Here is a 16,887-nt window from a genome sequence, read left to right as displayed (position 1 = left end):
TTTAACCACCGCAGGATTTTAAGTCCTGTGCGTCTGCCAGTTCCGCCACTCCAGCTTATTAATTGGCAATTTTATTTTAAGAATATGGTAGCGGAAATAGGACTTGAACCTACGACCCTTCGGGTATGAACCGAATGCTCTAGCCAGCTGAGCTATTCCGCCACATGGTTGCGGGAGCAGGACTTGAACCTACGACCTTCGGGTTATGAGCCCGACGAGCTGCCAACTGCTCCATCCCGCGTTATTTGGTGCTGAAGACCGGAATCGAACCGGTACGGTGTTTAACCACCGCAGGATTTTAAGTCCTGTGCGTCTGCCAGTTCCGCCACTCCAGCTTATAGTCTGTCACCTCTTAGCGACAATATTTATTATATGTTATATTTACTATTATGTCAACAGTATTTCTTTAGTTTTTTTATACATATTTTATTCACATAATTTAGCTGTATTTTTTCATAGTTTAAGATAACTTTAATTACTTTCATCTAAATAAATAAGAGTGCTTATTCAAGCACTCTTTAACCTTTTGGTATAAAGCCTAGTTAGAACCTTTTTTACTATACCCTCTGCCTTTTCCGCCATCTTGATGTCTCTTAAGATCTTGAAATCTTTCTTCACTATCTTTTAAGAATTTTGACATCCTGTCTTCAAAGCTGCCTGTAGTTGTTGTCTTCGCTTTTTCCTTTTGCCAATCTACGTCTACAGGTTTAAAAGATTTTTTAGGTACCCCCGCTTGTTTTATGGATAAACTCATTTTTCCATTATCATCTACTGATATGACTTTAACTTTTACTACGTCATTCTCTTTTAAATGATCATGTACATTCTTAACAAATACATCAGAAACTTCTGATATATGTACTAATCCAGTTTTTCCCTCCACTTCAACAAATGCACCAAAATTTGTGATATTAACTACTTTACCTTCGATAATGCTTCCAGCCTTTAAGGTCATATTAAAAAGACCCTCCTTAAATTCATAATTTAAATTTATATTATACCATATTTAATACAGAATTAAAATACGGTAACTTTCGATTTTTATTTGCTATTTATAACAGGAGATTCTCCCTCTCTAATTAACCCCAACTTTTCTCTTGCTAATTTTTCTATATAATTGTTGTCTTTTGATAGTTTAATCTCATCCTGTAACTTTTGATTTTTATCTTGAGCAGATTGCAATTCTGAAGTATATTTTTCAATATCTCTATGCTGTCTAAACATAATTACTTGTTGATTTACAAATACAAACCCTACATAGAAAGCTATCAGTAAAAGAATTATCTTTTTAAAGCTGAATTTCTTCATATTGATTTTCCCTTCCTAACCTCTAATGCAATACTTAAATATTATTACATTGCATACACTCTAGATTTAACCTCTAGGTATATTGTAATTTGTATTTTTATTTTCTTCAAGTATTAATATTATTATTTTATGTTTTTTTTCTAATTTTGTGAAAAATAATTCTCAATGGATAGAAAAAATAGTAAAATATTATTCTTATAGCTGATGAAATAAATTTTATTATCTTGCTATATCCAAATATGAACCCACGACTAAATAGTTTAAAGTAAAAAAATAATCCAATACCATTATACACGAACACATTAAAATTCATATATGCATAGTTAGTATACATCATAAAAATGAAAATTATAATACCAGTAAGTATCCAAAACAATAAATCTTGTATTGCTGTTATAAATCTACCTGGTTCTTCAATCCCTCTTATGACTCTATAAATATCAAAAAAAACACCAACTAGCATACCACTAAGTAAGGAGAATAAAAACAGTGTTACTTGCCTACTCATATCAAATATCATAATCTAATTACCTAAATATTTTTGAAATAATTCCATTTTGCTTTTTAGGTCTTTTTTCCTCACTAGTATATACAACATATGATATGTTTCCGGTTATTACAACATCACCATTTTGTACATCTAGCTTGGTCATTTTTAACCCTTCTCCACGAATATCCATATCACCTAACACCGTTATTATAAGTATTTGATCTTCATTAAAACTTATTATTTCTAAAACTCCATCTAGTGTCATTTTTTTTCTATTTTCTAGAGCAATAAAACTTTTTTTGTTCTCTAATGCTACATCTTTATTTTGTTCCATAATATCCTCCTTAAACTAAAAAACATATTGGCTTTCTATAAAGATATATTCATTAGAACCTATTTTATGCTATTATTTATTCCTTATCCTCTACACCGCTTATTATTTCATACATACTCTTAGCTTGTTCCTTATTAACATGAGAAGCTATATTAATTATTCTTGCCTTTAACAATTGATTAGCAAATTGTATTTCTATAATATCATCCTCTTTAACTGTGGTACTTGGCTTTGCAACTTTCCCATTAATAACAACTCTACCACTTTCGCACACTTCTTTTGCTACTGTTCTTCTCTTTATTATTCTTGAAACTTTTAAATATTTGTCTAACCTCATATTTTTAACCCCCATAAATAAAATTTAATTCTTGTTATTTTCATATCCTTATTATAATCCCTAACAATCTGTATTATTACCTAGAATGAAAGAAAAAACCCAGAATATATCTAGGCTTTTTCAAATCAACTATTTATTTACGATGTCTTTAAACTCTTTTCCAACTTTGAAAACTGGAACTCTAGATGCTGGTATTTGGATTTCTTCTTTTGTTCTTGGATTTCTTCCAACTCTAGCAGCTCTTTCTCTAGTTTCAAAAGTACCAAATCCAACTAATTGAACTTTGTCTCCACTTTCAAGAGTTTCTTCAACACTTTCTATAAATGCCTTTAAAACTACCTCGTTATCTTTTTTTGTTAGTCCTGATTTTTCAGCCATTTTTGCGATTAATTCTGATTTGTTCATAATAGTACCTCCTTAATGTTAACTTCACACAACTTATATTTTAATTGCATGAAACAATACTTACAATATTCTTATAAATTATCTAGAATCCTTCTTTTTTTTCTTAAAACTTATCTTTCTAAGGGTAAATCATATTTCTTTGATTCACTCCACAGAATTTCCATTTCTTCTAGAGACATTGTTTTAATATCAACACCTCTTTTGATTCCAGATTCCTCAATAAATTCAAAGCGTCTTATAAATTTATCTATAGTATAATTTACTGCAAATTCTGGGTCAATGTCAAGAAGTCTTGCAATATTTACTGTAGCAAATATTAAATCCCCTACTTCCTCCTGTATTTTTGACACATCTGAGGTTTTATATACATCTTTTATTTCTTGTAATTCCTCTAAAACTTTTTCCATTGCAGGTTCTACATTATCCCAATCAAACCCAACTTTCCCAGCTTTTCTTTGAACTTTATCAGCTCTTATAAGTCCTGGCATACACTTTGGAATGTGTTTTAATGTATCTGTATAATTATCGAATTTTTTTTCCTTAACTTTAATTTCATCCCAATTATCTAATATTTCTTTAGTATCACTTACCTTTGTATCAGCGAAAATATGCGGATGACGATTAATCATCTTATTGGTTATAACTGATATTACATCATTTATATTAAAATATCCATCTTCTTTACCTATTTGTGCATGGAATACCACTTGTAAAAGCACATCACCTAATTCCTCAACAAGCTTTTCATCATCTTCTTCATCAATAGCTTCTATAACTTCATAACATTCTTCTATCAGACATTTCTTTAAAGATTCATGGGTTTGTTCTAAATCCCACATGCATCCCTCTTCACTTCTAAGAGTAGAAATAACATTAAGTAAGTCCTGAAAATCCTTAGTTTCCTCCAGATTCTTAGGAATATATATAGAGGTTAGGTAATCTATATCCTCTTGCCTATCTAAGTCATATAGCTTAATCTTTCTTATGCTTTCCTCACCTTCTACTCCAGCCGCTCTAACAAAGTATATATCAGTGTCATCATTATAATACTCACAAAGTGCAAGCTTAGTTTCAGAGGCAATAAATTTATTATATACCTGTGTTATGATAACCCCTAATCTCTTATCCATAACTTGTTCATTTATATCAAAAGCATCAATTATCTTTACTCCTTCGATAGGATCTAGCTTTAAGCTCTCAATAACAGCATCTATAAAGCTTACAGATGGCATTAGTTTGATTTCTATACCTTGCTCTTCACATAGTTCTAGCAATAGAGTTACAGACTTTTCTGCAACAAGTGGATGACCTGGTACTGCATACACTAAATCCCCTGTTTCTATGTGTGTTTTTATAAGATCTTCTGCAATTGCTTTATATATATCATCAAAATTATTATATTTTTCGTAGAATTTATCATAAGTATTAAATTTTACTCCTATGGATTTTAAGTAATCCACATTAGGATGTTTCTCTGTTCTAAAATATATATTCTCATTGTTTCTTAAGACTTCCAGTACCCCTATAGTTAAAGCATCCTTAGAACCAGGTCCTAGACCAACTACTGTAATCATTTCATCTACTCCTCTTTTAGTTTTTAATGAATTTTCCCTTTACATCTTCAAAAGTAAATACCCTAAATATCATTGCAAGTATTCCAAACACTATAATTCCAATAAAAATAGCTGCTAAGCAAGATATTCCATTACTTATTGTATAATTATAGACATTATTATACACAAAGACAACAGCAATTATCATAATTAATGATATAAATAAAGGCTTTATAAACACTTCATAAAAACCAATTTTAACTCTAAGAAGTTTCTTAACTTCTATTACATTCAATATACTAGTTACACCATATCCAACTATACTTCCAATTACAGCACCATATATATTCATCTCAGGTCTACTTACAAGTAGATATGTTATTATTACTTTAAATATACACCCTATTCCTAAGTAATATATAGGTTTCATATACATTCCACAGCTTTGGAGAAGCGATGTAGTGGTTTGTGTAATAATAATTAATGGAATTGATAATGATAATAACTTTAATATTTCATATCCACCTACATCTCTCATAAATACTAATCCCATTATAGGTCTTGCAAGAAAAAACAATCCTAAACAACTTGGTATTCCGATTACGAAGGATAACTTAAATACCATATTTACTCTTCTACTTAGTTCTTTTTTATTACTCATAGAATACACCTCTGATACTATAGGCACCAATGCCGCACATAGAGCAATAGAAAGCGAAAGAGGTATGTTCTGAAGGGTCATAGCCTTTCCTGTAAACTGACCGTATAGCACTGCACTCTGCTCAATTGTGTATCCCGCTTCCAAGAGCCTTTGTGGTACTATTATTGAGTCTATAAGAGACATAATTGTACCTACCGCTGCCCCTATTGATATAGGCAAGGCCGCTTGAGCTAAAGTTCCAAGAATTTCATTATCTTTCTTTATTCTCGTCTTAGATACTTTACCCTTCACAGTAAAATATTTTATTATGAGATATATACTCCCCAGTACCCCTCCTGCTACTGTTCCAAAAGCTGCTCCTGCAGCTGCATATTCTATGCCCTTTGGTAGTAGTAAATATGCAAAACCCACTCCAAATCCAACTCTCCCAAGCTGTTCTATAATCTGAGATATAGCTGTACTATTCATATTCTGTAACCCCTGGAAATACCCTTTAAAAGTGCACATAATACATACGAATAAAGGTCCACAAGAAATTACCATAAAAGAATTGTAAGATTTTTCATCCCACTTCAATAAATCTATAATGTCATTACCAAAATACATCATTAGAAATGAGGCTAAAATGCCTAATGGAATCATTATCTTAAGTGTTTGATTTAACACTTGTCTAATTGAATTCGTATCATGTCTAGCATTAAATTCTGATATTAACTTTGACATTGCAATAGGTACTCCAGATGCTATTGCAACAAAGGTCATATATAAAGGATAGGACATTTGATAATATCCCATACCTTGATCTCCGATTAAATTCTGTATTGGTATTCTAAACAATAATCCTAAAGCTCGTGCAAAAATCGTAGCTACACCTAAAATCATAGTTCCTTTTAAAAGCGATTGTTTTTTCATACTTCCTCCTAAAATACTTTATATAGTTAATAAGTATTTTAGGGAGTAACATTTTATTACCTTCTGACATATATTATATACATTGCTACTTCAATGTAGCTTATATAATATTTATTTATATTTAATTCCTTTGCTACTTTACATTTCCCTAGACCCTCTAAGAAAGTTTCGCTTACATATCATAAATTTTCACACCTTTAAATATAAAAACACAAAAAAACAGCGATTAACTTTATCACTGTCTTTCTTAAAACTCAATATGATTTCTAAAACTTATTGTTCCATTTGTTTTCCTAAGAATGAAGCTGCTGTCTCAGCAAGCTTTAACTCCAAATCACTAAACTTAACATTTTCTTTAGATGCTATTATTACAGTTCCGACTGTATCTCCTTCTGCAATTATAGGTGCTATAACTTGTGCTGTATAATCATCAGGTCCTTCACCATCGCATAACGGTATTGTTGATTGAGATGATTTTTCTAAAAGTATAGCTTTACGTTCCTCCATTATCTTATCCACTTCATTACTAATTTTTTTATCCAAATACTCTTTCTTGGTTCCTCCACTTACAGATATAACAGAATCTTTATCACAAATTATTACTACATTTCCTATAGTCTGATGTAAAGCTTCGCTATATTCCTTAGCAAACTCACTTAATTCTTCAATAGGTGAATATTTCTTTAATATAACTCCACCATCTCTATCAGTAAAAATCTCAAGTGGGTCTCCCTCTCTAATCCTTAAGGTTCTTCTTATTTCTTTTGGTATTACAACACGACCTAAGTCATCTATTCTTCTTACTATTCCAGTTGCTTTCATTTAACTTATCCTCCTTGTTCACATTAATTATATATTAATGTTATTATTATCCTTCTTAACGTAAATTTTATGCACTCTAGAAAATTTTTCATTAAAATCTTTATATAACGTAAAGGCTAGCACTATTTTAAGTGCTAGCCTTTACTTCATATAACGTTAATATCTGTTTGTAATACTGTATTATTGATTTAATTTATCTTCATATAGCTTTATACCGGCTTCTTCTTGCCAAGCTTTCACAGTTTCTGTCCAATCATTATATTGATTTTGTTCTAGTAATATTCCTTTTATTGCTTCTTTAACATCTTCTAATGGCTTAACTGGATACTCTTCTTTATCTAAGCATTTTATAACATGGAATCCAAATTGAGTAGCTACGGGAGTCTTAGTATATTCTCCTTTATTGACACTAATAGCCGCCATTAAAAATGTCTTATCATATTCAGTGCTAGTATATTCAATCCAACCTAAATCTCCACCCTTAGACTTAGTTGCATCTGTTCCTTTTTCAGTTGCAAGAGCTGCAAAATCTTCTCCAGCATCTAGTCTTTTTATAATATCTTTCGCTTCTTCTTCTGTCTTAACTAATATATGTGCTGCTTGAACCTTATTAGGGCTCTCAGTAAATGTATTTTGATTTGTATCATAATAAGTCTTTATTTCTTCATCTGTAACAGTAACGTCTTTAATTGCATCTTCATAAACAATATTAGATACAACAGCTGGCTTTAATTCCTCTAAGAAAGCTGCTTCTGTAAGCCCTGTTGATTTAAGAGCTGTTTCATATGCCTCTTTGCTTTCAAATGACTCTTTAATAGTTGCAAGCTGTTCATCTGCCCTAGTCTTTATCTCCTCTTCAGATGGTATTATACCTAGTTCATCACCATGTTTTCTAATTATAATATCATTTACTAGAGTATCAAGGACTTTAAGTCTTTGTTCTTGAAGGTATTTCATTGCTTCTTCATTCTCTTTATAATTCTCACCATATGTCGATTTTATTTGTGTGAAAATTAAATCTAATCTACTATCAACCTCTCCTAATGTAATCTTTTGATCATAAACTTTTGCCACAACGGTCTTTTTTATTCCTTCTTCTGTTTTTTCTACCATTCCACATCCCACAGTTGAAATAATTAATGTAGATGCCATAAGTCCAGCTAAAATCTTCTTTAATTTCATCAATTTATAATCCTCCATTCGGTTTTTTTTAATTTAAAATTGCAGTTTTATTTTACCATAAAAAAACACTTAAATAAACAATAGTAAAATTATTCACTCATTGTTGATAAATCCTTAATAATATTTATCAGATTGTCAAGTAATTCCTTCTTGTTAATATCCTTACTTCTATATACTAATATAGGTACTTCTCCCATTTTAAAATTAATTTGTCTTTTGTAATTTTCCAGAATATGTTTAACCATTTTAGATGTCAAATATGACTTATCTTTAAACTTAATTAGAACTTGATTCCCAGTGTCCTTTATCTCTAAAATTCCAATATCTCTAGCCATTGCTTTTAAATAAGCAATATTCATTAAATTATATATACTAGCCGGTATATCAGAGTATATATCCTCAAGCTCTTCAGTTACCTCTAACATATGGTCATAAGATTCAATAGCTGCAATCTTCTTATATACTTGTATTTTTTGAGTCTCATCCTTTATATAGTTACTTGGTATATAAGCATCTATTTTCATATCTACAGTAGTTTCAATAGATTCCTTGTCTATATCGCCTCTTACAAGTCTTACTGCCTCTTCAAGCATTCTACAGTATAAATCATACCCAACAGAGGACATATGACCACACTGTGATGCTCCCATGATATTGCCTGCACCTCTTATTTCTAAGTCCCTCATAGCTATTTTCAGCCCTGAACCTAGTTCTGTAAAATCTTTTATAGCTTTCAATCTTTTTTCTGCAACTTCTGTAAGCACCTTATCTTTAGTGTAAGTAAAATAAGAATAAGCTATCCTATTAGTTCTTCCTACTCTTCCTCTTAATTGATAAAGTTGTGATAACCCCATCTTATCGGCATCTGCTATTATCATAGTATTTGCATTTTGAATATCTATTCCAGTCTCAATTATTGTAGTGCATAACAATATATCATGCTTTTTATCTATAAAATCTAATATTACCTTTTCTAGTTCTCGCTCCGTCATTTGACCATGTCCTACCGCAATTCGCGCTTCCGGAACTAATTTTTGTAAATAAGTTGCCATATCTCCTATAGTTTCAACTCTATTGTATACAAAAAATACTTGTCCTCCTCTGTTCATTTCTCTAATGATTGCATCTCTTACAAGTTGATCATTAAACTCTACAACATAAGTTTGTATAGGATACCTTTCTTCAGGAGGGGTTTCAATAATACTTATATCTCTAACCCCTGTTAAAGACATATGCAAAGTTCTCGGAATTGGTGTTGCACTCAGTGTCAACACATCAATATTCTTCTTCATATCCTTTATTTTTTCTTTATGGGTAACTCCAAATCTTTGCTCCTCATCTATAACTAATAATCCCAAATCCTTAAATACGACATCCTTTTGAAGTAACTTGTGAGTTCCCACTATAATATCTAAATTACCTTCTCTTAAGGCTTTCAATGTTTCTTTAACCTGAGATGGAGTCCTAAATCTGCTAATCATTCCAATTTTAATTGGAAAATCAGAGAATCTACTTACCATATTCTTATAATGTTGATCTGCAAGAATAGTTGTAGGTACAAGGATAGCTACTTGTTTTCCATCCATTACACATTTAAATGCTCCCCTAAGCGCAACTTCAGTCTTTCCATATCCAACATCTCCACAAAGAAGTCTGTCCATAGGTTTGTCACTTTCCATATCACTCTTTATATCTTCAATTGCAGTTAACTGATCTGGAGTTTCCTCATAAGGGAACTCCCCTTCAAACTGACTTTGCCACGGAGTATCATTAGAGTAACTATGTCCTTTTAGTGTGGATCTTATTGCATAAAGCTTTACTAAATCTTCTGCTATATCTTCTACAGATTTTTTTACCTTGCTTCTAGCCTTTGCCCATTCATTCCCACCAAGTTTGTTTACCTTTGGGGACTTGCCTTCTCCACCAATATATTTTTGCACTAAATCTAACTGCTCTACAGGGACATATAAAGTATCTCCAGAGTTATACTCCAATACAAGGTAATCTTTTTTATTACCTTGTACATCTAATTGATTAATACCTTTATACACACCTACTCCATGGTTTACATGTACAACATAATCCCCTAGTTTTAGTTCCGTAAAGCTTTTTATCTTTCCTGGACCTTTTTTATTAACTCGTCTTGTTGATTTTCGTTTTGATTGTCCAAAAACTTCAGAATCTGAAATAACACACACTTTTAAACTTGGATATTCAAATCCCTTAACCGAATTTCCAAAAGTTATTACTACTTCACCCTCTGCAACATTAGAAACTAAATCCTTATAAGTTGCTTCTATATTTCTATCTCTAAGAGTGTCAATTAACCGCTCTCCTCTGGTCCTAGTTCCCGATAGGATTAAAGTTCTGTATCCCCTCTTTTTCTTCTCTTTAATGTCTTCAATCAACATATCAAGCTGACCATGATAATCATGAGTCGTAATTTGAGAGAATGCTATTAAATCTCGTGGTTTTAATACCTTAGTACTTGTAGCAATGCTTTGCAGTGTTATTGTTTTTCCTTCTTCTAGTTTACTCTCAATAACATCCTTAGATACAAGTAATTCTCCTTGCTTTGGGAGAACATTCCCACGACTTAAAAAATTTTCATAATTTTCTTCAAACTCAAAGTAAACACTGTCCAATTTTCCCATGGATCTATTTACATCGTCTACAACAACTATACTATCCTTAAAATAATCCATAAACGTAGTTTGTTTCTTATAAAAATATGGCATATAACTATCAATGGTTTCAAATGTCCATAGTTCCTCTAGATTTTCAATATTTGATTTTACTGTAGATGTAATTCTCTCTATAGCCTCTTTATCCTTGTATTTCTTAAATTTTAATATTGAACTTTCAAGTTCTCTTACAATCTCTTCTTTTCCATTTTTTATATGATCTTCTGTTAATATTATTTCCTTCGCTGGAAATATTTTTACCACATCGACTCTGTCAACACTTCTCTGAGTGTCCTTATTAAAGGTTCTTATAGAATCAACTTCATCATCGAATAACTCAACTCTAACCGGCATGCCACTAATAGGAGGATAAATATCAATTATCCCCCCTCTTACAGAAAACTGTCCAATATTCTCTACAACACTACATCTTTCGTATCCGGATTTTATGAGATTTTGACTTAATTCCTTTATGTCTATGATACTACCTACAGAAATTTCAAAAGTAAATTTTTCAAAAAGCTCTACAGGCGCATAAGACGCCGCTATGGATTCTATAGATGTTATAACTATATTTTTCTCCTTGCTTAAAATCTTATTTAAGACCTTTAATCTTTCCCATCTTAAATCTCCAGAAACAGCTTCTACATTATAAAATGTAACTTCCCTAGTTGGAAAATAGTATACATCATTACAATAAAAACTTAGATCTTCATAAATATTTTTAGCCTCTATATCATTATGAGTTAATATTAACATATTTTTATCTATTTCTTGATAAACACCGTATAGCAGATAACTCTTACCCGATTCTGAAAGCCCATGGATTCCAATTGGATACTTATTATCATCTATGGACCTCTTTATTTTTTTGAATTCGTTACTTAACTGCAATGGTGTCATTATACCCTTTAATCTCAAATTATCACCTCTTAACCTAAACTACTAATTAGTACCCGCCTTAAAAGAATTAAATTGATTCATAGCCTCATTATTTCCCTTTAATATCATAATTTCAATGGCATCTACAGCTCCCGCAAATGCTCTCTCCATGATAACTCTATCTTCATTAGAGAATCTATCTGTAACAAATTTAATTAAGTCATAAGTTGGTTCTCCAACACCAACCTTAATCCTTGGAAATTCATCAGTACCTATATGTGCAATAATGTTTTTTATTCCATTATGTCCACCTGCACTACCCTTAGTTTTAATCCTAAGTCTTCCAACTTCTAAACTAATATCATCATATATAACTATTATATTTTCTGTTGGTATTTTATAAAAATCAATTATACTTCTAACACTTTCCCCACTTAAGTTCATAAATGTCTGAGGTTTTAGAAATATAACCTTTTCATTTCCTATATTGCCTTCACCGTATACACCTTTAAATTTTGTCCTATTTACAACTAAGTTATACTTAGATTCACATAAATCAACTATATCAAATCCAACATTATGTCTTGTCTTATCATATCTATCACCTGGATTCCCAAGTCCTACAACCAAATACATAATTACCTCCAAAACTGTTCAATTAATTTTTATATAAGCTTTAATTATTTATAAAATATATTTCACTGCTTATTATACTAAACTTTTAACTAAAAACAAAAGTAGCATTTTAAAAAATGCTACTTTTTAGTATTTTTCTCTGGGATTTTTATATTAAAATCAACATATATTCCATTTTTAAAAACAGTACACTTCATTACCTCTCCAGTATTAAAGTCATTTATTATGGAATTTATATCACCCACACTGCTTACCTTAATATCATTAACTTCTATAATTATATCTGTAGGTCTAATGCCCGCCTCATAAGCTGTTCCATCTTTTGTAACTTCTTTTGCATATACACCTTGAACTCCACCTGCTCTTTGAGAAATTGCTTCTTCACCATACACACCTATCTGCATAATAAGAGAATCTTGCTTATCCAGTATTTTATCTTTGATAGGCTCTAAATCTTCTACAGAAATATAAAAGCTATTCTTTAAAAACTCACTATGGTAGGACATTGTGGCATTATTTACTCCTATAAGTTCACCGTCCAAGCTACACAAAGCTGCACCCGTATTTATATATTGGGGTATAACATCAGCTTTTATCATCTTTAGTGATTCTGATATCTTAGTATCTCTATTTTTAAACACGATGTTCTCTCTAGTATTTATTATTGTACTGACTTCTATATTCTCATTGAAGGATTTTCCCAATGGATTTCCAACACTTATAACCTTATCGCCCTCTTTAATTGTAGTAGCATTAACCGATATGTCTATAGGTGTTAATGCTTCTCCATGTATCTTAAGCATTGCAATATTATATACGCTATCAAAACCTATTATAGATGCATTACAAACTACATCATTATACGACTTTAATTTTATCCTAGTTGCATCCTTAATACTATAATAACTTGTTATTACGTATTCACCATTTTCAACTACTATACCCACTCCGATGTTAGATTCCGTTGTATGCACTTCATCGTCAACAACTTTAATAACTGATACAACAGATTTAGAAACTTTCTTAACCACCGATTGCAGCTGCAAATCACTTGTGTTTATTTCGATTATTTCACCTTTTTCCTCACCGTCCTGAACATAATATCTCTTACCTTCCTCTGTATGAGTCATAACCACAGCAGTAACTGTTCCACATAACGAGGCTATAAATAAACAAACTATAGTAATTACAACAAATTTTCCTCTACGTTTTTTCTTTATTTTGTTAAATGTTATTTTTGCTCTAGAATCTTTGTAATCATCCTCAAAATTGCTCATAATAGCCTCCCTTCTACTTAATGTTAAAATTTATGCTACACCTTTTTAGCAAGAGATAACGTAAATGTAAACTCAACTCCATTGTCCTTATTTTTCACCCATATCTCTTCATCATGTAGATTTATAATTTTTTTAACTATAGAAAGACCAAGTCCGGTGCTTACCTTTTGAGTCCTAGACTTGTCACCCTTATAAAATCTATCCCATATATACTTTATATCTTCTTCAAGTATTCCTGGTCCTTCATTAAAGATTGATACATTAGCCTTTCGACCCTTAGCCTGGCAATCTATTTTTATAAGTCCATCTTTACTTCCATACTTAATAGCATTATCCAAAAGATTAGTTACCACTTGAATTATCTTATCCTCATCACTTAACACAAGTAATTCATTTTCATCAAAAAACACTTGAACATTTAAATTTTTATTCCTTATTCTACTTTCATTTCTTAGAATACATATTCGTACCACTTCATTTATATCTACTGGTATCTTATTGAGTTTATAAGTTCCAGATTCTACGGCAGATAAATCCAACAAATCGTTAATTAGTCTTGCAAGACGTTGAATTTCTTCATAGGCTATATTTAAATAATACTTATGTTTTTCCACTGGTATTACACCATCTAAAATTCCTCCTATGAAGCCCTTTATAGATGTCATTGGCGATCTCAATTCATGGGATACATTTGATATAAACTCTTTTCTATTCTGCTCTACCTTTTCTAGAGAATCTGCCATCACATTAAAAGCATTTGCAAATTCTTCTATTTCATCATCTGAGTGAATCTCAACTCTCTTTTCAACATCTCCTTGCGCTATCTTTCTTGCAACTCCACTCATCTCTAATAATGGATTAACTATCATCTTTTGAGAAAAGTAATATATTACAATACAAGACGCAATAACTGCTAGAACAGCTGATAGCCATATAATTTGATACACATTAGATAAAGATTTATCTACCATATCCGTAGCAACACTTATTAAAGCTGCTCCCTCAATCTCTCCATCTATACCTATTAATGTTTCACTCAACACATAAATTTTTTCATCAATATAAATTCCATACTCATTTATAGCTTCCATATATCTGTCATTTTTTATATGATCTAAACCCTCATGAAGTACTTGTTTCCCTATAAGTGGCGCATATTTTATAGAAGTAACCGAATAAACATATCCATTACTATCTACTAAGACTATATCATCACCAATGTATGATGATATAAATTTTACAGATTCATTCAGCTCTTCATAAGTTATCTGCCCATCTAGATATTTGGTTACAACATTTTCAATTATGTCAACTTGACTTGTAAGCTGTTCCTGCCTTGTCTTGATAAAATAATCCTGAAACCAAAATGAAAGAAATGCTGCTAGAATAGTAAAGCTCACCGTAATTATGATTGTATAAGTTACAACCATCTTCGAAAACAAGCTATTCTTTACCATTATTTCACCTCAAATTTATACCCAACACCCCAGACAGTTTCAAGCTGCCAAGTGTCTCCTCCTGCTACTTTCTCTCTTAATCTCTTAACATGAACGTCTACAGTTCTTGAATCACCTGGGTAGTCATATCCCCACACCTCACAAAGTAATTGCTCTCTTGTAAATACTCTATTTTTATTACTAGCTAAAAAGTGTAACAATTCAAACTCTTTAGGCGGCATTTTTATTTCTTGTCCTTTATATGTAACATTATAAGAGTTTATATCTATAACTAAATTTTCAAAAGTTAAAGTCTCCTTACTATCTCCTTCAGATGTATATCTTCTAAGCACAGCCTTAACTCTCGCCATAAGTTCCTTTGGTTCAAAAGGTTTTACAATGTAATCATCAGCTCCAAGTTCAAGACCTAAAACTTTATCAAAAGTTTCACCCTTAGCTGTTATCATTATAACTGGAATCTCGCTATCCTTCCTTATCCATTTAAGTACATCTATACCATCCATATAAGGTAACATTACATCTAAAAGTACTAAGTCTGGTTTATAATTTGAAAATGCTTCTTGCGCTTCTCTTCCATCATTAGCAACCTTAACATGGTATCCCGAATTCTCTAAGTACATTTTTATAACTTCACATATATTTTTATCGTCATCAACAACTAGAATTTTCCCTAAATTGCCTTCCATTAGTATACCTCCTAATATTTAACCTAAAGTTAAATTTAATATTCTTTATAGTATTATATAACAATAGTTAAAGTTCTAAGTGTTTTGTTATCAAAATTAATATTCTTAACAAAATATTTATAAAATCTTAGCCATATAGTTCTATTATCTCACTATTTTTTCGATATATGCCAAATAGAGGAAAGAAATTCTTCTTTCCTCTATTTATGTATTTTTTAATTATCTTTATTCATTTAAACATGTATTACTTTTAATGATATTTCTCATCAATTAATGTTAAAAATATAATATTGAAATTTAATCAAAAAGCTTACTTACAGAAACTTCTTCATAAATTCTCTTTATTGCTTCTGCAAATAAAGGTGCTATAGATAATATTTTTATCTTATCAATATTTTTTTCTTCAGGTAAATGAATACTATCTAACATAATTAACTCTTTTATTGCTGAATCTTGTAATCTTTCAATAGCAGGACCAGAAAGCACAGCATGTGAACAACAAGCATAAACTTCAGTTGCTCCCATCTTAACCAAAGCATTAGCTCCATTACAAATAGTACCAGCTGTATCTATCATATCATCTATTAATATAACTCTTTTACCTTTTACTTCTCCAATTATATTCATAACCTCAGCAACATTTGCCTTTGGTCTTCTCTTATCTATAATTGCTATTGGAGCATTTAATCTATCTGCAAATTTTCTAGCCCTAGTAACACTTCCAAGATCCGGAGAAACAACTACAACATCTTGACAATCCTTAAAGCCTTTATTTACAAAATAATCACTAAGTATAGGTGATCCAACCATATTATCTACCGGGATATTAAAATATCCTTGTATTTGAGCTGCATGTAAATCCATAGTTAAAACTCTATCTGCTCCAGCTGCTGTAATTAAATCTGCAACCAATTTTGCTGTTATTGGATCTCTAGCCTTAGCCTTTCTATCTTGTCTTGCATATCCGTAGTAAGGAATAACTGCGGTTATTCTTCCTGCTGAAGCTCTTTTAAGTGCATCAATCATGATTAAAAGCTCCATAAGGTTTTTATTAACTGGATTGCTTGTTGGTTGTATAACAAATACATCCAACCCTCTAACCGTTTCTCCAATGTTAACAGCAATTTCACCATCACTGAAAGTAGTAACTTCACTTTTACCAACTTCAAGACCTAATCGACTTGCAATATCAGTAGCTAACTCTGGATATGAATTTCCTGCAAAAATTTTAATGTTTCTTCCATGGCTTATCATTATGTAG

Annotated in this window: 16 protein-coding genes and 3 tRNA genes; all 19 read right to left on the bottom strand. The window is 31.1% G+C overall.

Annotation, left to right across the window (positions count from 1 at the left end; all coding sequences use genetic code 11):
• Positions 1–85: 85 nt before the first annotated feature.
• The 19 genes from RSD37_RS14170 to RSD37_RS14080 all read right to left on the bottom strand — a co-directional run bounded on the left by RSD37_RS14170 (position 86) and on the right by RSD37_RS14080 (position 16,880).
• Positions 86–162 (bottom strand) — tRNA-Met (locus RSD37_RS14170).
• A gap of 3 nt (positions 163–165) precedes the next feature.
• Positions 166–241 (bottom strand) — tRNA-Met (locus RSD37_RS14165).
• A gap of 5 nt (positions 242–246) precedes the next feature.
• Positions 247–335, bottom strand: a tRNA-Leu gene (locus RSD37_RS14160).
• 203 nt (positions 336–538) lie between these two features.
• Positions 539–955, bottom strand: coding sequence for a S1 domain-containing RNA-binding protein (locus tag RSD37_RS14155; RefSeq protein ID WP_346947394.1), 417 nt, complete (start codon positions 953–955; stop codon positions 539–541).
• A gap of 86 nt (positions 956–1,041) precedes the next feature.
• Positions 1,042–1,308, bottom strand: a complete 267-nt coding sequence (locus RSD37_RS14150) for a septum formation initiator family protein (RefSeq protein ID WP_346947393.1) — start codon at positions 1,306–1,308, stop codon at positions 1,042–1,044.
• A 127-nt stretch (positions 1,309–1,435) separates the two neighbouring features.
• Positions 1,436–1,816, bottom strand: coding sequence for a spore cortex biosynthesis protein YabQ (gene yabQ, locus RSD37_RS14145; RefSeq protein WP_346947397.1), 381 nt, complete (start codon positions 1,814–1,816; stop codon positions 1,436–1,438).
• A 19-nt stretch (positions 1,817–1,835) separates the two neighbouring features.
• The gene (yabP, locus tag RSD37_RS14140; protein ID WP_346947392.1) at positions 1,836–2,132 is read right to left on the bottom strand and encodes a sporulation protein YabP; all 297 of its coding nucleotides are present in this window, start codon (positions 2,130–2,132) and stop codon (positions 1,836–1,838) included.
• 76 nt (positions 2,133–2,208) lie between these two features.
• Entirely contained in the window at positions 2,209–2,469 is a 261-nt protein-coding gene (locus RSD37_RS14135) for an RNA-binding S4 domain-containing protein (RefSeq protein ID WP_346947391.1), read from the bottom strand.
• A gap of 129 nt (positions 2,470–2,598) precedes the next feature.
• Positions 2,599–2,874 carry an HU family DNA-binding protein gene (locus RSD37_RS14130; protein WP_346947390.1) on the bottom strand — a complete coding sequence of 92 codons (276 nt, stop codon included), beginning with the start codon at positions 2,872–2,874 and terminating at the stop codon, positions 2,599–2,601.
• A 110-nt stretch (positions 2,875–2,984) separates the two neighbouring features.
• Positions 2,985–4,448 (bottom strand): nucleoside triphosphate pyrophosphohydrolase, encoded by a 1,464-nt coding sequence (gene mazG, locus RSD37_RS14125; protein ID WP_346947389.1) that lies wholly within the window; start codon positions 4,446–4,448, stop codon positions 2,985–2,987.
• Positions 4,449–4,464: 16 nt separating this feature from the next.
• Positions 4,465–6,000 carry a polysaccharide biosynthesis protein gene (locus RSD37_RS14120; protein WP_346947388.1) on the bottom strand — a complete coding sequence of 512 codons (1,536 nt, stop codon included), beginning with the start codon at positions 5,998–6,000 and terminating at the stop codon, positions 4,465–4,467.
• A gap of 273 nt (positions 6,001–6,273) precedes the next feature.
• Positions 6,274–6,822, bottom strand: coding sequence for a stage V sporulation protein T (gene spoVT, locus RSD37_RS14115; protein ID WP_346947387.1), 549 nt, complete (start codon positions 6,820–6,822; stop codon positions 6,274–6,276).
• 180 nt (positions 6,823–7,002) lie between these two features.
• Positions 7,003–8,004 carry a peptidylprolyl isomerase gene (locus RSD37_RS14110; protein WP_346947396.1) on the bottom strand — a complete coding sequence of 334 codons (1,002 nt, stop codon included), beginning with the start codon at positions 8,002–8,004 and terminating at the stop codon, positions 7,003–7,005.
• Positions 8,005–8,093: 89 nt separating this feature from the next.
• Complete coding sequence (mfd, locus tag RSD37_RS14105; protein WP_346947386.1) at positions 8,094–11,609, bottom strand: transcription-repair coupling factor; 3,516 nt, start codon at positions 11,607–11,609, stop codon at positions 8,094–8,096.
• Positions 11,610–11,633: 24 nt separating this feature from the next.
• Positions 11,634–12,206 (bottom strand): aminoacyl-tRNA hydrolase, encoded by a 573-nt coding sequence (pth, locus tag RSD37_RS14100; protein WP_346947385.1) that lies wholly within the window; start codon positions 12,204–12,206, stop codon positions 11,634–11,636.
• A 119-nt stretch (positions 12,207–12,325) separates the two neighbouring features.
• Positions 12,326–13,483, bottom strand: a complete 1,158-nt coding sequence (locus tag RSD37_RS14095; RefSeq protein ID WP_346947384.1) for a S1C family serine protease — start codon at positions 13,481–13,483, stop codon at positions 12,326–12,328.
• 35 nt (positions 13,484–13,518) lie between these two features.
• Positions 13,519–14,940, bottom strand: a complete 1,422-nt coding sequence (locus tag RSD37_RS14090) for a HAMP domain-containing sensor histidine kinase (protein WP_346947383.1) — start codon at positions 14,938–14,940, stop codon at positions 13,519–13,521.
• Complete coding sequence (locus RSD37_RS14085; RefSeq protein WP_346947382.1) at positions 14,940–15,626, bottom strand: response regulator transcription factor; 687 nt, start codon at positions 15,624–15,626, stop codon at positions 14,940–14,942. The genes RSD37_RS14090 and RSD37_RS14085 overlap by 1 nt, the downstream gene beginning before the upstream one ends.
• Before the next feature lie 297 nt (positions 15,627–15,923).
• A complete protein-coding gene (locus RSD37_RS14080) occupies positions 15,924–16,880 on the bottom strand; it encodes a ribose-phosphate diphosphokinase (RefSeq protein WP_346947381.1) in 957 nt (318 codons plus the stop codon).
• Positions 16,881–16,887: the final 7 nt, after the last annotated feature.

Origin of the sequence: Clostridium sp. (genome assembly GCF_036646415.1) — a bacterium.
Taxonomy (GTDB): Bacteria; Bacillota; Clostridia; order Clostridiales; family Clostridiaceae; genus Clostridium_J.
This window is presented reverse-complemented; position numbering and strand designations above follow the sequence as displayed.